Annotated in this window: 15 protein-coding genes; 8 read left to right on the top strand and 7 right to left on the bottom strand. The window is 46.9% G+C overall.

Annotation, left to right across the window (positions count from 1 at the left end; all coding sequences use genetic code 11):
- Positions 1-20: 20 nt before the first annotated feature.
- Complete coding sequence (locus F3I09_RS18550) at positions 21-2,108, top strand: LTA synthase family protein (protein WP_149696532.1); 2,088 nt, start codon at positions 21-23, stop codon at positions 2,106-2,108.
- A gap of 9 nt (positions 2,109-2,117) precedes the next feature.
- Here the strand turns inward: F3I09_RS18550 and F3I09_RS18545 are convergent, their stop codons facing one another.
- The 5 genes from F3I09_RS18545 to F3I09_RS18525 are packed head-to-tail and all read right to left on the bottom strand — an operon-like array spanning position 2,118 to position 8,317.
- Positions 2,118-4,610 carry a cation-translocating P-type ATPase gene (locus tag F3I09_RS18545; protein ID WP_149696531.1) on the bottom strand — a complete coding sequence of 831 codons (2,493 nt, stop codon included), beginning with the start codon at positions 4,608-4,610 and terminating at the stop codon, positions 2,118-2,120.
- 2 nt (positions 4,611-4,612) lie between these two features.
- Positions 4,613-5,386, bottom strand: a complete 774-nt coding sequence (locus F3I09_RS18540; protein ID WP_149696530.1) for a TIGR00730 family Rossman fold protein — start codon at positions 5,384-5,386, stop codon at positions 4,613-4,615.
- Entirely contained in the window at positions 5,373-6,254 is an 882-nt protein-coding gene (locus F3I09_RS18535) for a DUF6544 family protein (protein WP_149696529.1), read from the bottom strand. Before F3I09_RS18535 ends, F3I09_RS18540 begins: the two co-directional genes overlap by 14 nt.
- A 10-nt stretch (positions 6,255-6,264) precedes the next feature.
- Positions 6,265-7,284: a zinc-dependent alcohol dehydrogenase family protein gene (locus tag F3I09_RS18530; protein ID WP_223233289.1), complete on the bottom strand. Its 1,020-nt coding sequence runs from the start codon at positions 7,282-7,284 to the stop codon at positions 6,265-6,267.
- Positions 7,277-8,317, bottom strand: a complete 1,041-nt coding sequence (locus F3I09_RS18525) for a zinc-dependent alcohol dehydrogenase family protein (RefSeq protein ID WP_149696528.1) — start codon at positions 8,315-8,317, stop codon at positions 7,277-7,279. The genes F3I09_RS18530 and F3I09_RS18525 overlap by 8 nt, the downstream gene beginning before the upstream one ends.
- A gap of 149 nt (positions 8,318-8,466) precedes the next feature.
- On the opposite strand from F3I09_RS18525, the gene F3I09_RS18520 reads away from it, so the two are divergent.
- Positions 8,467-8,928 carry a pyridoxamine 5'-phosphate oxidase family protein gene (locus F3I09_RS18520; RefSeq protein WP_188133864.1) on the top strand — a complete coding sequence of 154 codons (462 nt, stop codon included), beginning with the start codon at positions 8,467-8,469 and terminating at the stop codon, positions 8,926-8,928.
- A gap of 96 nt (positions 8,929-9,024) precedes the next feature.
- Here F3I09_RS18520 and F3I09_RS18515 read toward each other — a convergent pair whose 3' ends face one another.
- Together F3I09_RS18515 and F3I09_RS18510 are read right to left on the bottom strand one after the other, a co-directional pair.
- A complete protein-coding gene (locus F3I09_RS18515) occupies positions 9,025-9,846 on the bottom strand; it encodes a universal stress protein (RefSeq protein ID WP_149696526.1) in 822 nt (273 codons plus the stop codon).
- Between the two features lie 44 nt (positions 9,847-9,890).
- A complete protein-coding gene (locus tag F3I09_RS18510) occupies positions 9,891-10,106 on the bottom strand; it encodes a DUF2892 domain-containing protein (protein ID WP_149696525.1) in 216 nt (71 codons plus the stop codon).
- Positions 10,107-10,288: 182 nt separating this feature from the next.
- Between F3I09_RS18510 and F3I09_RS18505 the strand changes: the two genes are divergently transcribed.
- From F3I09_RS18505 to F3I09_RS18480, 6 genes are read left to right on the top strand one after another with little or no spacing between them, the layout of a single operon-like run.
- Complete coding sequence (locus F3I09_RS18505; RefSeq protein ID WP_149696524.1) at positions 10,289-10,816, top strand: hypothetical protein; 528 nt, start codon at positions 10,289-10,291, stop codon at positions 10,814-10,816.
- On the top strand, positions 10,803-12,551 hold the full coding sequence (locus F3I09_RS18500; RefSeq protein ID WP_149696523.1) for a DNA polymerase III: 1,749 nt from the start codon (positions 10,803-10,805) through the stop codon (positions 12,549-12,551). The genes F3I09_RS18505 and F3I09_RS18500 overlap by 14 nt, the downstream gene beginning before the upstream one ends.
- A gap of 52 nt (positions 12,552-12,603) precedes the next feature.
- Positions 12,604-13,443, top strand: a complete 840-nt coding sequence (locus F3I09_RS18495; protein ID WP_149696522.1) for a universal stress protein — start codon at positions 12,604-12,606, stop codon at positions 13,441-13,443.
- 16 nt (positions 13,444-13,459) lie between these two features.
- Positions 13,460-14,299 carry a universal stress protein gene (locus tag F3I09_RS18490; protein ID WP_149696521.1) on the top strand — a complete coding sequence of 280 codons (840 nt, stop codon included), beginning with the start codon at positions 13,460-13,462 and terminating at the stop codon, positions 14,297-14,299.
- A 10-nt stretch (positions 14,300-14,309) separates the two neighbouring features.
- A complete protein-coding gene (gene ppsA / locus F3I09_RS18485; RefSeq protein WP_149696520.1) occupies positions 14,310-16,721 on the top strand; it encodes a phosphoenolpyruvate synthase in 2,412 nt (803 codons plus the stop codon).
- A complete protein-coding gene (locus F3I09_RS18480; RefSeq protein ID WP_149696519.1) occupies positions 16,711-19,362 on the top strand; it encodes a cation-transporting P-type ATPase in 2,652 nt (883 codons plus the stop codon). The genes ppsA and F3I09_RS18480 overlap by 11 nt, the downstream gene beginning before the upstream one ends.
- The last annotated feature ends 2 nt before the right edge of the window (positions 19,363-19,364 follow it).

The following is a 19,364-nucleotide window of genomic DNA, read 5'->3' as shown; positions in this document are numbered from 1 at the left end:
GCGGATTAAAACAGCAATCTATGGCCAGGGATGAACACAAGGGGAGGTTCTCAGTTATTGTATTGATTGTAGCATTGCTTTTATCGCTATCTGCTCTTACCCGCATTATACTTCTTTTGGGAACACACGCTTCCGGTGTGTCGGTAACGCAATTCACAGGCGCTCTCTTTATTGGAATATTATATGATCTGTCAGTAGCTTCTTTTGTAATTATACCTTTTGTATTACACCTGTGGCTGCAGAATGATTTCATTTACCGGAAAGGCGTCATGCCTTTCGTCTGCCTGTTCTTTGCAGGGGTACTCGCTTTGTTATTGTTTACAGATCTTATACCGAAAGACTTTAACACTGATCTGCATAATGTATTGGTATACTATGTTGCTGCCCGGTTTGTCATTTATATCTTTCTCTTCTTTATGCCTTATTCTTTCCGTGTGCGCTGGCGCACGGGCATACTGTATGCGAGCACGGCATTGGTGGTTTTTCTGTTGCTGTTCAACGCAGTGAGCGAATGGTTCTTCTGGCAGGAGTTCTCTACGCGGTATAATTTTATTGCGGTGGATTACCTGGTCTATACTACAGAGGTACTGGGGAATATTACCGAGTCGTATCCACTGGTGCCGATACTAAGTGTTGTCGGGATATTGGCCATTGTAATTGTATTCCTGCTGCGTAAACAGATCAGGGCCAGTGTGACTACTCCATTCCCCTTTTTGAAGCGTTCTGCGGTAGCAATAAGCCTGTTACTGATACCATTGCTGGCGTATTATGCTGTGCAGGAGAAATGGCGGCATTTCAGCCGTAACGAATACGCCAGTTCACTGGCAGGTAATGGCCTGTACGAGTTTGCTGTTGCTTTTACGCAGAATGAGCTGGACTACTATAAATTCTATCAGACTATTCCCGATGCTACTGCATTCAGGTTGTTGAGGAAACAGCTGGAAACGCCTAATAGTCATTTTGTAAGCACGGATCTCTATAATATTGAAAGGGATATCACTTACACGGAACCAGAGAGGAAGCTGAACGTGGTACTGATCAGTGTGGAGAGCCTGAGTGCAAGCTTCATGCATGCCTTTGGCGGTAATGAGAATATTACGCCATACCTGGATTCCCTGGCGCACCATAGCCTGTTATTTACCAGTCTTTATTCCTCGGGTACCAGGACGGTGCGCGGGCTGGAGGCTTTGTCGCTCTCTATACCGCCCACGCCGGGGCAGAGTATTGTAAAGCGGCCCGACAATGGGCATTTGTTCTCTTTGGGTAGTGTGTTGCGTTCCCACGGTTATACTACCCAATACATTTATGGCGGCTACAGCTATTTTGATAATATGAAGGAGTTTTTTGGTCATAATGGTTACAGCGTGATCGACAGGTCTGCAATACCGGCCAACCAGGTGCATTATCAGAATATCTGGGGTGTGGCGGATGAGGATCTGTTTGACCTGTCCCTGCGTGTACTTGACCGGGACTTTAAATCAGGGAAACCTTTCTTTGCTCATATTATGACCGTCAGCAATCACCGTCCGTTCACCTATCCTGATGGCAGGATCGATATTCCCGCTGCCAGGCAGGTAAGGGAAGGGGCTGTGAAGTATACAGACTATGCTATCAATAAATTCATTCAGGATGCCCGGAGTAAGCCCTGGTTTGACAGTACTATCTTTGTCATTGTAGCAGACCATTGTGCGGGTAGTGCCGGTAGTGTGGAATTGCCGGTGACCGGGTATCATATTCCCATGCTGATCTATGCACCGAAGATAGTGGAACCCCGCGAGGTGAATACGCTGACCGCACAGATCGATGTGGCGCCTACCATCCTCGGACTAATGCACCTGCATTACCGTTCAAAGTTCTTCGGACAGGATGTACTGCATATGCCGGCCGACCGGCAGCGGGCGTTTATCAGTACCTATCAGGGGCTGGGATATTTACGGAATGGTAAGCTGCTGGTACAGTCGCCGGTAAAAAGTATCCATGAGTACGTGCCTGATTTTAAGAGTGGCAATGAGACTGCCGTGCAGGTGGATAGCGGACTGGCAAAAGAGGCGATAGCGTATTATCAGAGTATTAGCTGGTTGTTAAGGCATAGGCGGCAAATGGAGTAGCAGCAGCAACTACTCAGCGGGGAGGTACCGCTTATATATTTCGAACCAGGCAACACTGATAAATCCGGTTGCCAGGCAAATACCATACTCCCTGATGTTCATGGCAGTGAGTCCGAAGGCCTGCCTGATGCCCGGTGTCAGTTGAATTACGACAAGAAATAATACTGAAAGCCCTATGATCAGCGGAGTCAGGGGATTGTGGTAACGGATTGTTTTGGTAAAGTTTTTGGTAAAGGAGCGATTGGCAAATGTCAGGGAAATGTTGCTGACGATCAGCGTTGTAAAGACGAAGGTGCGGGTTTTCTCCAGGCTGTGCTCCGGCATATAAATACTGTATAATGCCAATACCCCGGCGGTGATGACCAGGCCCTGTACCATGCTGATAAGAAGTTCTTTTTTGCTGAAAAGGCTGCTGGTCTTTTGCCTGGGTGGCATCTGCATAATAGTGTCTTCCACCGGTTCTTTTTCATAAAATAAAGAGCAGGTGGGGCCCATGATCAGTTCCAGGAAGATAACATGTATAGGTGTAAAGATATTGGGATATCGCCAGCCCAACAGCAGTGGGATAGTAGCAACAAGTATGATGGGTATGTGGATAGAGATAATATAGCGTATGGCTTTCTTCAGATTGCTGTAGATTCTGCGACCTTGTTCAATAGCAACCGGGATCATGGCAAGATTATCATCAGTAATGACAAGGTCGGCCGCCTGCCTGGCAATTTCAGTGCCCTTTTTACCCATAGCAATGCCGATATGCGAAGCTTTTAGCGCCGGGCCGTCGTTGACGCCGTCTCCTGTCATGGCAACAGTATAGCCGCCTGCCTTCAAAGCTTCTATTACTTTTTGTTTCGCTTCCGGATACATTCTTATGTATAATGCCTCTTCTTTTACTGTACGCTGGAGTGTTTTCTCATCCATCTGCATCACTTCATCTCCTGTAATGCCCTGGCGGCAGCCCAAAATACCCACCCTTGCCGCAATATATGTGGCAGTACTAAGGTGATCGCCTGTTAACAGCATCACCCTGATGCCGGCGTCGTACAGTTTGGATATTACCCCGGCGGCGGAAGCTCTTGGTGGATCATATAGTGCGATCAGGCCTTCCAGCTGCCAGTCGGCGTCATCCTGCGTAGCTGGCATAATATTATTCTTTATGATAGCGCTGGCCACACCCAGCACACGGAATCCTTTTTTGCCCATGTTATCGGCATAAGCCGTGATTTTTTCCCTGGTTGGCTGGTCGACATGACATACTCTCAGGATGCGTTCCACAGCGCCCTTTGAGGCGGCCAGGATCGTTTCTCCCTGAGGGTACACGTGTGTCATCATGGGAGGCTTGCCTTCAAGCGGATATTCATGTATCATATCGGGAAGGACTATATGCTGTTTGTTGTCCCTGAGAAATGACTCCATAATTGCACATTCCATGTTATCGAAGGGGTGCCGTTCACTGGCCAGTGTTGCAATATAAAGCAAGTGATTGTTGCCGGGAGTATCGTTTTCATCCAGATCATACAATTGCCCGTTTATGTGGTCATACAGCATTACCACCTTCATTTTGTTCTCAGTCAGTGTACCTGTTTTGTCGAGGCATAACACGTTTGCCGCACCCAGGTTTTCCACGATCTGTGCCTGCCGGGGGATAATGCCCATGCGGCTCATATAATAGGCGCCCAGTGCCATAAAAGAGGAGAAGGATACCGGTATCTCTTCCGGGATGGCAGCCATGGCCAGCGTAAGGCCCAGCAGCAGGCTGGCTGTCCAGTTGCCGCTGCGGATGAAATTGACAGTGAATACAACCGCAAAACCAGCGATGCCGAAGAATGCCAGTTGCTTTACGAAGACTTGTGTCTGCCGTTGAAGTGCGGTTTTTTCATCAGGTGTGGAGGCAATGGCATTGCCTAGTTTTCCCAGTGTAGTGTTATTCCCCGTATAGGTAACAACCGCTGTGCATGCGCCGGAATTGATCGTGCTGCCCTGATAGAGCGGTGTTTTATCGCCTGCCTGCTTTTCAACCGGGAAAGATTCGCCGGTGATCACGGAGTCATTGACAGAAAGGTCGTTATCGCTCAGGATGAGCGCGTCTGTGGGGACCATATCCCCCTCATGCAGCAGTAAAATATCGCCGGGCACAAGTTCTGTTGTCGCAATAGTAATTTCCTTCCCATCCCTGATAACTGTGGTTAATGGTGCTGTATACTGTTTCAGCGCCTCCAGGGCGTGCTCACTTTTCATTTCCTGATAGAATGAAATAGCGGAAACGAACAATATAGCAGTCAGCATCATCATGCCTTCCGTAATGCTGTTTAACAGGAAATATAATCCCGCAGCAAATAGCAGCAGTAAAAACATGGGTTCCGTTACAATGTTCTTCAGTATCGCCCATAGATGTCCCTTCTGGTGCTGGGTGAAAATATTTTTCCCGAACCGTTGCTGAAGGGTGTCGACATCCGCAGTACTGAGCCCTTTAATTGCCGTTGTATCGGAGAGATAGTTATTCATCGTTATTCGGCCAGTAGCAAAAATTTTTTAAACAATATATTCCGTTTGGAGCGGTACTTTTCCACCGCGTACGTAGCTATATGCTGCAGTGCTTCTTCTTCAGAGTCGGTAAACAACATATATTTCAGATCCTTGCTATCGATCATTCTTTCTTCCAGCATTTTGTGGAAAAGTGGCATCAGCGGATCCCAGTAACTTTTACCCATTAGTATAACCGGGAAGTCAAGGATCTTCCTGGTCTGTATCAGCGTAAGCGCTTCAAAAAATTCGTCCATGGTGCCGATACCTCCGGGCATGATGACGAATGCGTAGGAGTATTTAAACATCAGGACCTTGCGTACAAAGAAGTAATGGCAGCTGAAATATTTCTGCATATAGGGGTTAGGCTTTTGTTCCTTTGGCAGCAGTATATTGCAGCCTACGGAATATCCTTTGGCATCGTAAGCACCTTTATTGGCAGCCTCCATAATACCAGGACCTCCACCGGTCATGACGGTAAAACCAAGGTCGGCAATCCCCGTACCCATCTTATAGGCAGCATCGTAATAAGGAGTACCCGGTTTTGTTCTGGCCGAGCCAAATACACTCACGCAAGGGCCTACAAAATGAAGCACCCTGAAACCCCGGATGAATTCAAAGAATATTTTCAGTACAAATATAAATTCCCGCAACCTGGACCTTGGCCCTTCCAGGAAATAATTTTCTTCGTTTGCGGGAAAGCCCGGGCTGGAGAAAGCCTTATTCTGTCGTTGTTTATTTATTTCAGAGGTATTCATGCCGTGGTGATTTAGCAAGTTGATATTGCCGGTTTTCGTGATACTTTATGTCGGTCACCTTCAGCAGGAACCATGTAAACCTGCCACTTTTGAGCAACCAGGTCACCTGAAGCCGATCGGGTACGCGTATGCCTTCAAATGTCCGGTAAGCGCCCGGCTCTGTTTCCACCAGCCAGTCTTCCAGTGTTGACCGGCCTTTAGCAGCATAATACCTTTTTGCGGTGAGGCTGATGAAATCTCCTTCCTCATTGAAACGGAACAGGGCTGACGCCGAAATACCACCGTAGGTAATGGTTGCCCTGGCTGTTAATTCATCAACTTCTTCCCATCTGATCTGATCACTCACTGTTGCGTATGGGAACCATACCATTTCGGCGAGGTATCTTATCATACTACCCTGGTCAATTTCGGGCCCTTTGGCGTTCACAACAGGTATTGTTGAAAGAAAGCTGATCAGCATATGGCCTTTACCGTTTATGTAGCTGTCTTTGCCTGCCAGGTGCAGTAAGGGCAACATATTTATAGCTGCCGTCCAGAGAAAGCCGGGAACAGTAGTGCTGAACCATTGCTCTGCCTTTACAGGCATCCACTTACCATTATTGCCGGTCCTCATTTCTCCCTGCTGACATAGATGTACACTTCCACTAAAAGCTTTGTTCAATATGCCGCTGTGCGTCAGCCATCGCTTCACCACACGAGGGAGATGCTGTATAGCATCTTCCGTTAGTATATCAGGGCATCGGGAACAGCATTGAAGGAGTAGTTTCCCGCGATCTGCTTCCAGCATTTTATAAAAGCGTACATAATAATAGCGCAGAATAAGGGCAATAATGATGACTATAGAAAACCATATCGATCCTGATAACATGATAGTAATTTTAGACGTGGTCAGGTACAAGTACAGCTGCTCCCTTTATGAGTCCTTTGCGCAGGTCTTCCAGCGCATCATTGGCTTCAGAAAGTTTGTATTGTTTTGTTGTTGTTGTAACCTTCGCTTCTGCAGCAGCTTTAAATAGCAGTTCACCATCTTTCCTCGTAAGGTTCGCGACAGATCTTATAGAACGCTCTTCCCAAAGAAGGTGGTAGGGAAAAGATGGGATATCGCTCATGTGTATACCTCCGCATATGATCTGTCCGCCCTTGTCGAGATGGGACAGCGCTGTGGGGATCAGTGAGCCGACAGGTGCGAAAATAATAGCAGCATCCAGTTTCACAGGAGGCGCCTCGTCAGAACTGCCGGTCCAGACAGCCCCCAGTTCAATGGCAAACATCTGTGCAAGCGTATCGTCTCTCCGGGTAAAAGCGTAAACAGACTTATGTTTATATTTTGCGATCTGTGTCAGGATATGAGCCGCCGCGCCAAACCCATACATACCTATGTGCTGCGCGTGCTGACTGATCATCTGCCATGACCGGTATCCTATCATTCCTGCGCATAACAATGGCGCGCCCGCAGCTGAGGCATAAACAGTTGGAAGGAGGAAGCAGTACCGGGCGCAGGCTGTTGTATATTCTGCATACCCTCCATTGATAGTATACCCCGTGAAGAGAGCCTGCTCACAAAGATTTTCCTGTTCATGCAGGCAGTATTTGCACTTGCCGCAGGTATATCCCAGCCAGGGAACACCAACAATATCTCCGGGTCTGAACTGGTCTGTATGGGGACCGTTTTGCACTACCATACCTACAATTTCGTGCCCCGGTATCAGAGGTAGTTTAGGAGAATGTAATTCTCCATCCACGATATGAAGGTCCGTCCTGCATACACCGCATGCTATTACCCTGATCAATACCTGGCCAGACACAGGGATCGGTAAAGGTAATTTCTGCAGCTGTAGCGGTGAACGGGGTGTTTCCAGCACCATGGCCTGCATGGCGCCGGGCAATCCATTAGTCATTGGATAATATTACTTTAAGTGATTTCTCCTTCTCAGCCTGTCCGAATGTTTCATATGCCTGCATGATATCTGTCAGCCTGAAGCGGTGCGTAATGAGCTTTAATGGGTCCAGTTTATCAGATATAACCGTTTTCAGCAGCAAAGGAGTAGTGACCGTATCTACCAGTCTCGTGGTGATCGTGATATTCTTTGCCCAGAGGTTTTCCAGGTGAAGGGTGGCCGGTTTCCCATGTACTCCTACATTGGCTACACAACCGCCGGGACCGATAACAGATGTACACAATTCGAAGGTAGCGGGAATGCCTACTGCTTCAATAGCTGTATCTACGCCACGGTTGCCTGTGATTGCCATAACCCGTTCCACTGTGTTCTCTTTTGAGCTATTGATAGTATGGGTGGCGCCAAATTTCTTTGATACTTCCAGCCGGTTGTCGTCGAGATCTATCATGATAATAGCCGCAGGAGAATAAAACTGTGCGGTCAATAAAGATGCCAGGCCGATAGGGCCTGAACCTACAATGGCCACCGTACCACCAGGCTGTACCCGACCGTTCAGCACCCCGCATTCATAACCCGTGGGGAGTATATCGCTGAGCATTACCAGGGCTTCCTCATTGGCCCCCTCCGGTATATGATAAAGACTGGTATCTGCGTAGGGAATTCTGACATATTCAGCCTGGGTCCCATCTATCAGGTGCCCCAATACCCATCCGCCATTTTCACAATGGGAATACATGCCTTTCCTGCAATATTCGCATTTGCCACAGGAGGTGATACAGGAGATCAGTACATGATCGCCCTTCTTAAAGTTTGTGACGCTGCTGCCTGTTTCTTCTATCACACCGACACCTTCATGGCCGAGTATGCGGCCCTCAGTTACTTCTGGAACGTCGCCTTTCAGGATGTGTAGATCTGTGCCACAGATGGTCGTTTTGAGGATCTTTACGATGGCGTCCGTAGGGTCGGCTATTACGGGTTTGGGTTTTTCTTCAAATGACTTTTGGCCGGGGCCATGATATACTAGTGCTTTCATATCTCTTATTTTTTGCCAAATTAGCAGAGATGCGTCCGCCAGAAAATGATGAAAGACCATGCGACGACTGATTTTCATCATTGTCCTGTACTTATAAATATAGTCTATTTGTATCGGTTATTTATTGTTCACATTTAAACCACATGTATATGTTGGGCACACTCTCACAACAACAGATAGATGAAATACTGAACAGGAACGTGACCGGCCGTATTGGTTGCCGGGATGGAGATCACATCTATGTCGTTCCTGTGAGTTATGCATACAATGAAAAATATATCATTGCCCACTCGAGGGAAGGACTGAAAATAGAAATGATGCGGAAGAATCCTAACGTGTGTTTCGAAGTGGATGAAATCCATGATCCCGGCAGCTGGAAAAGTGTAATCGCCCAGGGTACCTATGAAGAAATTACTGATGAAAGAGAACGTTATTATGCGATGAAATTCCTGGTAAGCCGCCTGAAGCATCTGAAAGTGAGCGAAACTGCCCGGCTACCTCAAATGGCTCTTGAAGGGACCGGAGATGAGGATGTGCCGGCCGAGTTACGTCCTATAGTGTACCGGATAAGATTGAGCGGTGTAACCGGCCGGTATGAATCTGCATTGTGATGGTATATTTTGGAAGAATATATGTTTAAATACAAGAGGTCTGCTTTTAAAGCAGACCTTCTCATTTTTGGTGTTGACGATTATATACTGTTATTATTACCTATGTGCGATAAATACCGGAAATCTATTTTCAGCTATAACATCGGATGCGAAGCTACGTTTGAATATCTGCGAGAAACCGGAACGGCCGAATGCGCCGCTTACAAGTATTGGCCTGTCCTGATCTGTAATCCAGGTAGAGAAGCTGTCACGCGGATTGGCTTCCAGCTCGTAAAAGGTCAGATTGCTGAAATGCCGGGCCGCCAGTTCTTTAATATAATCTTCGTCAGGAATGTTCCCACCTTCTTTTTTAGTTGCATATACCACTATAGATCTGTTCCTGCATAGCTCCGGAAAAAGATAGGCAAACTGCTTGATGGCATAGACAGATGAACGGCTGCCATCAAAGGCAAGTACTATGCTTTCAGGATAGTCAAATTCTTCAGGTGTTATGAGCACGGGACATTCTGCATCATGCAATGCGTCCCGCAGATATTCATTTGGACTTTCCAGGCCCAGGTTTTCATAAAAACGCTGGCTGCCCAGTATCATGAGATCGGCATACCGGCTTTCCTTCTGCAATTCCGGTAATGCAAAGGAGCTAAAATCTCTGTGTACGCGATGCTCAATATTATGCCTTACGCAATCCTCTTCAAACTTCGCGATATTGGCGGCAACAACATCCGCATCGTAACCCTCTATCAGGGGTATATACACTGAGCCGCCACCATTTGCGTAGCTCCACGAATTGGCGAAATCTACCTGTGGCAAAAATGCGCCGGTGAGCAGGATAGGTTCCTCATCGTTCATCCTCCTGGCAAAGTCAAATGCGCCTTTTGAGTAATGTGTGCCGTCAAATGATAATAATATTTTTCTCATAGTGATTAAGTTTTTTAATGATAACAGGGATTTATTTAAGAAGATCATGCATGAGAATGGCTTGTCCTGCAGGTTCTGATCCCCAACAGGCTATATAAGGGACAAATTGCCAAAACACTTGTCAGGATGAATACAGCTGCAATGATCGTAATAACAACAGCGGCCGTGCCAGTCACCATTTTATTATAAACAAAGAAGAGTGCTGCTAATGCCAGTACAACCCTTACCATACGGTCAAACCGGCCCATATTTTTTTTCATAACATAAGTTTTAAATGACGTATCAAAAATAAGTTGTAGAAAATCAGGGAGCGGTGACTTCCATCATCCCAGGGTATGATTATAATAAGCTAATGGAGTAATGGGCGTTATTGAACGGTAGGGGTATTAGAAATAGCTTTGGAACAGATTTAACATTCCCCAACTATACAAATATCCCGGTTATGAGAGGCAATATTTTTTCACAAGCTTATATGTTATCAAATTTCATTGCAGTGTTGATCCTGTATATCAGCATCATTAAACCTGTTTTTGGCAGGATGTGCATGTCCCTGTTATTCCTTGGCGGCGCTGTCGTAAATACGGTTATTTCGATCTCTCATCCGCAGATCTACACCACATACGCTGATGTTGCTGCCTTACCTGCATATGAACGGTTCATTAACGGATACTTCGGCAGTCACATTACCGGTTTTGTGCTTCTAATAGCTGTAGGGCAGGTGTTGATCGGCCTGGCGCTATTGTGGAAAGGTCCATTGGAAAAGATTGCCCTGGCGGGAGCTACTGTTTTCCTGCTGGCAATTGCCCCGCTGGGCGCCGGTGCTTCTTTCCCCTGCACCGTTATATTAGCTATCGCCTGTTTGTTCCTGATGCGGGAGAAAAAGATCAGTCCCTGGCCATTGGCAATTTTATATATGACCGTACTGCATATTAAGTCATCTAAAAAAATATCTTCTTATGACCGTTATTAGTCCTGCAACATCATCACACTGCAAAGAATACTTAGCCGAGATCTATCATAATATGTCTGCCTGTTACAGGTACCAGGGCCGTGTCACTGTAGCCAGGGCGTATGAGAGAATAGCCATCGAGGTAAGTAAGCTGAAAAATGATATCAGCAACTATTTGCACGCTTCCGGGAAGGAAAACCCGCTTCACCTGCCGGATACCGTAATGAAAGACCTCAATGAATTTGCAACTACCGGTACATTGAGAAAATATATGCGCCTGATTCAAAAGGTCCCTGTTGAGCTGCTTGAGATCCTTGAAGTAAACGGATTTGGATCGAAGCTGGTCAGAAAGCTGTATGAAGAACTGAACATTAATACTATTGAGCAACTGAAAGATTTTATTTTGTCAGGTAAACTCAAAAGGGTCAGAGGTATCAGTAACGCAAAGATCGATCATCTGAAACGTAGCCTTAAACTTTATAAATCCAAGGGAACCCGTTTATTGCTATGGGACGCCATCCTGCAGGGGAATGAAATACTCCGTGTCATAAGACTGATCCCTGAAGTGGAGGCTGCATCACTGTCAGGCAGCCTGAGAAGGGGTGGTGAAACAGTAGGTGATATTGATATGGTGGTAAATGTGGCAGAAGAGGACAGGGAACGCTTTTTACAACATTTAATGCAGGTCCCCCAGGTGCAGAACATTGCGGCTGCCGGCAGAAAAAGGGTTTCTGCAGTGTTGTATAACGATACGCAGCTCGATATAAGAATCGCTGATGACAGCTCCTATGGAGCTGCCTTGTTGTACTACACTGGTTCCCTGGAACATGCAGTCCAGCTTAGCGAACGGGCACAGAAGAAAGGATTTAATCTGACAGCTGATGGGCTCTTTGATGTGGAAACCGGCGCCTGGGTAGCCGGCCGCACAGAAGAAGAGATATATAGGCGACTAGGCCTTTCCTCTATTCCTCCCGAACTGCGTGAAGGCGGCCGGGAAATATTCAGAGCAGCACGCAATATGCTGCCGGAGCTGATCAATGCGAGCCAGATCAAAGGTGATATGAGGATCCATAGTGTTTATGGAAAAGGTGAGGAAGCTATCTCTTCCATTGCCCATTATGCGCTGAATGCCTTCCCACATTACGAATATATTGTCATATCCGACCAGTTGCCCGCCGAGGTGTATCCTGAACAGTTTGCTGAAATAGACCGCGTAAACAACATACTTGGATTCCCATTTCTGAAAAAAGGGATCGTCGTAGACATCGCGGAAGACGGTGGCACTGGTATTCCTGATGAATTACTGCAACAGGCAGACTGGGTGACGGCTGTCATTAATGAAACAGATGCTGACTGTTACAGGAATAAACTGGTACAGGCATGTGAACATCCTTATATCAACTGTATCGCCAATCCTACAGGAAGGATCATCGGGCAGCACGAGCCGGGACCGCAGGACTGGCCACAGATCTTCAGAAAAGCCTCCCTCAGCGGTACGGCACTGGAGATTAACGCACAGCCACAGCGCCTCGATCTTTCAGATCATCTCCTCAAGGGGGCCGCTGAAAAAGGAGTGAAGATCGTCATCAACAGCTGCGCACAGTTGTGCAGTCACTACGATTATATGCAGATGGGCGTCACCATGGCCCGTCGGGGATGGTGCAGCAGGGGAAATGTGCTGAACACACTGCCCTGGGACGAAGTTCAACGTTTTAAACAATTGTCCGCAGTCAATGCGAGGGTAAAGCCGCATTAGCAGATGCTCCTGATAAAGATTATTACTCATCACTATAAAACTGATATTTTCCATGAAAAAGATACTATATGTAACAGACGTGGTAAAGCTGGACCCATCCACGCTTGATTTTGCCTGCTACCTGTGCAATCTCTCTCATTCAAAACTGACAGGCATCTTCCTTGAAAATCTGACAAATGAGTCGAGGTCTGTAAAGATGTTAAAGGAAACTGCAATGGAAGGAGGCATTAATGTGCAGACGGAGAATGTTGAAGAGCTAAAGGAGCAATGCCTGGCAGATAATATTCAGCTGTTTAAAGACAGCTGCGCAAAGAGCGGCGTGACGGGTATCGTTCACCGCGATATGGGCGTACCGCTGGAAGATGTCGTTATCGAAAGCAGGTATGCTGACTTGCTGCTGATAGATGCTTCCACATCCTTCTCCGTAACTAAAGAAAACGTCCCTACCCGTTTTGTGACAGATGTGCTGGCCGATGCGGAATGCCCGGTGGTCATTTTGCCTGAAAGCTTTGAAGGACTGAATAAGATCGTATTTACCTATGATGGACGCAGTTCTTCCGTATTTGCCATCAAACAATTCACCTACCTGTTTCCTGAACTGAAAGAACACCCGGCGGTGGTCATCACCGTTATGGATGATAAAAATAAGCCTTCCCCTGAAGAGAATTACAAGCTGAAGGAATGGTTGCATGATCATTACAATGATATAGATTTTATTGTCCTGGATGGCAATGTGAAAACGGGGTTATTAGATAGCCTGCTGCTGCGTACCAGGGACTTTATTGTAATGGGGGCTTATGGCAGGAATGCTTTTTCTACACTTTTTACACCAAGTCACGCTGCTCCTATATTAAAACTGATTGCACAACCTGTATTTATAGCACATCAATAATTTCAAAATTATTCATATGAAAAAGATCATTGCTGCATTTGACGGTCTGAAATTTTCTGACAGCACATTATCCTACGCTATTACATTTGGGAGAGAGAACAAATGCCATATCGTGGGTGTTTTCCTGAATGATATGACCTATTACAGCCGTAATCCTTACAGGATATTGATTGAGGCAGATAATAATAATTATACTACACTGGACGCGCTGGAAGAAGAAGATGCTGCAACAAGGAATAAAGCTGTGGAGAAGTTCAGTGCCGCCTGTAGTGAGGCAGGGTTGAATTACAGTGTGCATAAAGACAAAGACATTGCGCTGATGGAATTATTGCATGAAAGTACTTATGCCGACCTGGTTATTATAGATGCAAACGAAACGTTCAACAGATATGCAGAAGACCTGCCAACCCGTTTTATCAGGGATTTTCTTGCAGGCGTTCAATGTCCTGTGCTGCTGGCGCCTAAGTTTTACGTGCCAATCAGAAAATCTATCCTGTTGTATGATGGACAGCCCTCTTCAGTTTATGCTATCAAGATGTTCAGCTATCTGCTTCCTGTATTGAACGCGTTGCCTTCTGAGGTGATCACTGTGAAGAACAGCGATGACGACCTTCATTTACCTGATAACAGGTTGATGAAGGAGTTTATGAAGCGGCATCAGCCCGACGCTGCTTATACCGTTTTGAAAGGTGATGCTGAGGAAGAGATCCTCTTACGTCTGCGGAGCGAAGATGCCACGGCCGTTATAGTTGCAGGCGCATACAAGAGAGGCGTTGTATCAAGGTTCTTCAGGCATAGCATGGTAGATGTGCTAATGAGGGAGTTAAGATGGCCGCTGTTTATTGCTCACCAGTAAAAGCTATAGTATGGAAGCTTTGGTAAAAAGTTTTTCTGATATCAATATACAGGATGTTGCTATTGTAGGCGGCAAGAATGCATCTATGGGAGAGATGATGAAGCATCTTACTCCACAGGGTATTAATATACCCGATGGTTTTGCCACTACATCCTTTGCTTACTGGACATTCCTGGACTTCAACAACCTTTGGGAGCCCTTGGAGGAACTGATGAGAGGTCTGGACCGCCGTCAGTTCAATAATCTGAAAGACACAGGCGCTGCTGCCAGGAAACTGATCCTGCAGGCGGAAATCCCTGACTTTATAAAGAAGGCGATCAAAGATGAATATTCCAGGTTATGTACAAACGGCCCTGCACCGGTGGCCGTGCGTAGTAGTGCCACTGCTGAAGACATGCCATATGCCAGCTTTGCCGGACAGCACGAATCCTTTCTCAATGTGAAAGGGGAGGACCTGGTCGTTGAAACTGTGTTGCGTTGTTATTCTTCTTTATATACGGACCGTGCAATCAAATACCGGGAAGACAATGGTATAGAACATAAGAAGGTGGCACTTTGCGCCTGTATCCAGAAAATGGTGCAATCGGATCTTGCCTGCTCGGGAGTAGCCTTTACACTGGAACCGGAATCCGGTTTCCGCGACCTCGTGCTTATATCTGGTACCTGGGGGCTTGGAGAGAATATCGTACAGGGTAGTATTGAGCCTGATGAATATTATGTTTTCAAGCCAACGCTGCAGGAAGGTAAACAGGCCATCATTCAAAAGAAGCTGGGCAGCAAACAACTGACGATGAAGTATGCCGATGATTCCGGCGACATTGTCAATGTCCGTACTCCGGACGCACTGCAACACCAGCTGGTATTGACAGATGCGGAAGTTTTGCAGCTGGCCGGCAACGCCATACTGATAGAAAGGCATTATAAATGCCCGATGGATATTGAGTGGGCGAAAGACGGACTGGATGGCAAGCTCTATATAGTACAGGCCCGCCCAGAAACGGTCCACTCCCGCAAAACGGGTCATGAAGAATTTGAATACCGTCTGAAGGAAAAAGGACATGCCCTTCTGCAGGGACAGGCCATCGGTAATATGGTCGTTACCGGTATGGCCAGAGTGTTGAATTCTCCTGCGGAGGGAGACAAACTGAAAGAAGGTGAAATCATTGTTACCCGTACAACAAGTCCCGATTGGGACCCCTTGCTTAAAAAGGCCGGAGCTATTATCACCGATTCCGGCGGCCGGACCAGTCATGCGGCTATTGTGGCAAGAGAACAGCATGTTCCGGCTATTGTGGGCTGCGGGAACGCTACAAAGGTGATCAGAACCGGTATGGTGATCACCGTTTCCTGTTGCCAGGGAAAGGAGGGCTTTGTTTATGAGGGGGCCGTTCCCTATGAGAAGATAAAGGTTGACTTCAGCAATATCAAACGTCCCGCGAAGGTAAAGCCTATGCTTATAATGAGTGATCCGGGACAGGCCTTTAAGCTTTCTGGCTATCCTGCTGAAGGCGTAGGACTGCTCAGGATGGAATTTATCATCACCCACACTATTGGAATACATCCTATGGCGCTGGTACGTTATCCGGCCCTGAAAGACGACATGGCCAAAAAGCAGATCGGGGAACTGACCGCTGACTATGATGATAAAAAACGTTTTTTTATTGAACGTCTTTCCCAGGGTATCGCCACTATTGCAGCGGCTTTTTACCCAAGGGAGGTGATTGTGAGGATGAGTGACTTTAAGACAAACGAATATGCCGCCCTGCTGGGAGGAAAAGAATTTGAACCGGAAGAAGAGAACCCCATGTTAGGATTCCGGGGAGCATCCCGTTACTATCATCCTGCCTATAAAGAGGCTTTTGGCCTGGAATGCGCTGCTATCAGAACTGTAAGGGATGATATGGGACTGACCAATGTAAAAGTCATGATTCCTTTCTGCCGTACCGTGGCCGAAGGCAGCAAGGTCTTATCCGTTATGGACGAATATGGCCTTAGGAGAGGGGAAAATGGGCTGGAGGTATACGTAATGGCAGAGATACCTTCCAACGTGCTGCTGGCCGAAAAGTTTGCAGCCATATTTGACGGGTTCTCTATAGGATCGAATGATCTTACGCAACTGACCCTGGGTATTGACAGGGATTCCAGTCTGGTATCAGGACTATTCAATGAAGAAGATCAGGCGGTGGAAAGCCTGCTATCAGAGGTAATAAAAAGAGCAATAAAATGTAAAAGGCCGGTAGGCCTCTGTGGCCAGGCGCCCAGTGATCTGCCAGCATTCACTGCCTTTCTTGTAAGGAATGGCATTTCCAGTATTTCTTTTAACCCGGATGCGCTGCTGAAGGGAATTGGCAATATTGTAGAAGCAGAGAATATTGTAAAGAGAGATCAGCCGGGTAAACAACTGGTGAAAGATGGCTATTAGAAATGTCAGGTTGCGCGCGTATAAACATAGTGTCGGTGAACTGGTAAGGATACTGGAAACCGACATCAGAAAAGGACTTGCACCATCACAGGTAAACCTGCGAAGGGAGATGTTTGGCCCCAATGCCATTATCACGCCTGGTAACTTCAGGATACTAAAGATCTTATGGCACCAGTTCAAAAGTCCTGTTATGTTGCTGCTGCTGGCGGCCGCCTGTATATCTGCCTATTACCGTGAATGGGCCGACGCACTTGCCATTGTGATGGTCCTCCTGATAAATGCGGGGATGGGCTTTTTCATGGAATGGCAGGCATTCCGTTCTATGAGCGCTTTGCAGGCCCTTACCCGGCAACATGCCAGGGTATTGCGGGATGGCGCTATGACACTTATTGAGGTGCAGGATATAGTACCAGGTGACATTATATACGTGGAGGCAGGGGATATTGTGCCTGCTGATGGCAGGATTGTTACTGCTTCCTCCTTACAGGTTGATGAATCCACATTAACAGGAGAGTCTGTGCCGGTGGAAAAGAACGCCGGTGATATTGAGACCGAAACTGTTCTGGCAGAGCAGACCAATATCCTCTTCAAAGGTACCGCTGTGAAGAAAGGTAATGCCAGCATATTGTGTACTGCCACAGGTATGATGACTGAATTCGGTGCTATAGCGGGACTACTTACCGAGACAGCGGATACGGCTGCGCCACTGGAAAGAAAACTGGCGGTTTTCGGCAGACAGCTGCTGGTGTTCTCATTATTGCTTGTTGGGATCGTGATCGTTGCCGGTTTAATTCATAAACTGCCTTTGGCGGATATTATCAGAACGGGTATTGCTTTAAGCGTGGCCGCCATCCCCGAAGGGTTACCGATTGTAGCCACCCTGGCCCTGGCCAAAGGCATGCTGCGGATGGGCCGGAAGCATATTATTGTAAAACAGCTTGCGGCTGTAGAAACACTTGGACTTACCACCGTGATCTGTACAGATAAAACGGGCACGTTGACAGAGAACCAGCTTGAGCTGGTGCAGCTGGAATTCCCGCCGGCATATCAATGGCAGAAAAGTGATCCAACTATCGTCCGGTATGGAGAAAGCTATAAGCGGTTTTTCCAGGTGGCTGTTTTATGTAATACCTCCATGGTACAGCGGGAAGAGAACGGAACGCTGAAGGTTGCCGGAGACCCGCTGGAAATAGCTTTGCAGAGATTTATTATGGATAAAGGCAGCGATATCAATAATGGAAATGCCGGTTATATAAAAGTCAGTGAACAACCTTTTTCTTCTGAAACACGTATCATGGGAATGATGCATCAGGGGGGCAGAAACCTGCTGATAACTGCAAAAGGAGCTATGGAGAACCTATTGCCTCATTGTGCATATATCCTTGAAAATAACATGGCAAGGCCTATGACAGACGATGACAGGAAGAAATGGCTGTCGCGTAACGGGCAACTGGCAGGAGAAGGGCTGAAGCCATTGGCCTTTGCCTACCGGGAAACAATAAAAGCAGGTAAAGATTTTCTCCATGATCTTACTTTTATCGGTCTGGCTGGTTTCCTGGATCCTCCCCGCAAGGATGTAGCAAAAGCTGTCAGCCTCTGTCAGCAGGCGGGAATCAGGATAGTAATGTTGACGGGTGATCATCCTTCTACTGCCGGTTATATTGCTGAAAAGCTGAAGCTTTCCCCTCGTCCTGCGATTATCACGGGCAGGGAAATGCGAGCTTATGAAACATTGGGTGTGGAGGAGAAAACAAAGTGGGCCGACACGGATATTTTCGCGCGGGTATCTCCTGCTCAGAAACTGGAACTGATAAAAGTGTTGCAGGAAAATCATGAGGTCGTTGCCATGACAGGAGACGGGGTGAATGATGCACCTGCCTTACGTAAGGCTGACATCGGCATAGCGATGGGAATAAGAGGCTCACAGATCTCCCGGGAAGCGGCAGATATGATCTTGCAGGATGACGCATTTTCATCCCTCGTGTTGGCCATCCGTGAAGGAAGGATCATTTTCAAAAATATCAGGAGGTTCATTATCTATCTGCTTTCCTGTAATCTGAGTGAACTGCTGGTAGTAGGTGCTATCGCTGTTGCCGGTTTTTCATTCCGGCTTTTACCACTGCAGATCCTGCTGATTAACCTGGTAACGGATGTTTTGCCGGCGTTGGCGCTGGGAATTACAAACGGAGACGGTACTGAAATGGTACAAAAGCCCCAGGCTCTGAACGCGCCGATCATCTCAAAAGCCAAATGGAGGGCAATAGGTATTTATGCGGTGATCATAGCCGCATTTACGTTGCTTAGCGGTAAAATCGCAGAATCCAGGTTCACCAATGCCAATAATGTATTGTTCTTTACACTCACATTTTCACAGCTGATGCATGTGTTAAATATGGTCAATGCACAGGATACTTTTCATGACAACCACGTAGTAAGAAGTAAGTACATATGGATGGCTTTGGCCGGCACTACGGCAGTCATGTTATTGATCACGGTTATTCCGGTGCTGGCCGCTCCCTTCAGGCTTCAACCTTTGAATATTATTGATTGGATAATAGTACTGTCGTGCAGTCTCGGCTCAATGCTGACGATCAGAGTGATCAAGAAGCTTGGGGTAAAGTTCTTTCTGGCAGGCAGATAGCT

It is taken from the genome of Chitinophaga sp. CF418 (assembly GCF_900142925.1).
Lineage (GTDB): Bacteria > Bacteroidota > Bacteroidia > Chitinophagales > Chitinophagaceae > Chitinophaga.
Note: the sequence above shows the minus strand (reverse complement) of the source record. Positions and strands in the feature narration are given on the sequence as shown.

Bases quoted from the DNA above. Each gene is read 5' to 3' on its own strand.
- F3I09_RS18550 (WP_149696532.1), top strand. From the start codon at position 21: ATGGCCAGGGATGAACACAAGGGGAGGTTCTCAGTTATTGTATTGATT.
- F3I09_RS18545 (WP_149696531.1), bottom strand. From the start codon at position 4,610: ATGAATAACTATCTCTCCGATACAACGGCAATTAAAGGGCTCAGTACT.
- F3I09_RS18540 (WP_149696530.1), bottom strand. From the start codon at position 5,386: ATGAATACCTCTGAAATAAATAAACAACGACAGAATAAGGCTTTCTCC.
- F3I09_RS18535 (WP_149696529.1), bottom strand. From the start codon at position 6,254: ATGTTATCAGGATCGATATGGTTTTCTATAGTCATCATTATTGCCCTT.
- F3I09_RS18530 (WP_223233289.1), bottom strand. From the start codon at position 7,284: ATGACTAATGGATTGCCCGGCGCCATGCAGGCCATGGTGCTGGAAACA.
- F3I09_RS18525 (WP_149696528.1), bottom strand. From the start codon at position 8,317: ATGAAAGCACTAGTATATCATGGCCCCGGCCAAAAGTCATTTGAAGAA.
- F3I09_RS18520 (WP_188133864.1), top strand. From the start codon at position 8,467: ATGTTGGGCACACTCTCACAACAACAGATAGATGAAATACTGAACAGG.
- F3I09_RS18515 (WP_149696526.1), bottom strand. From the start codon at position 9,846: ATGAGAAAAATATTATTATCATTTGACGGCACACATTACTCAAAAGGC.
- F3I09_RS18510 (WP_149696525.1), bottom strand. From the start codon at position 10,106: ATGAAAAAAAATATGGGCCGGTTTGACCGTATGGTAAGGGTTGTACTG.
- F3I09_RS18505 (WP_149696524.1), top strand. From the start codon at position 10,289: ATGAGAGGCAATATTTTTTCACAAGCTTATATGTTATCAAATTTCATT.
- F3I09_RS18500 (WP_149696523.1), top strand. From the start codon at position 10,803: ATGACCGTTATTAGTCCTGCAACATCATCACACTGCAAAGAATACTTA.
- F3I09_RS18495 (WP_149696522.1), top strand. From the start codon at position 12,604: ATGAAAAAGATACTATATGTAACAGACGTGGTAAAGCTGGACCCATCC.
- F3I09_RS18490 (WP_149696521.1), top strand. From the start codon at position 13,460: ATGAAAAAGATCATTGCTGCATTTGACGGTCTGAAATTTTCTGACAGC.
- ppsA (WP_149696520.1), top strand. From the start codon at position 14,310: ATGGAAGCTTTGGTAAAAAGTTTTTCTGATATCAATATACAGGATGTT.
- F3I09_RS18480 (WP_149696519.1), top strand. From the start codon at position 16,711: ATGGCTATTAGAAATGTCAGGTTGCGCGCGTATAAACATAGTGTCGGT.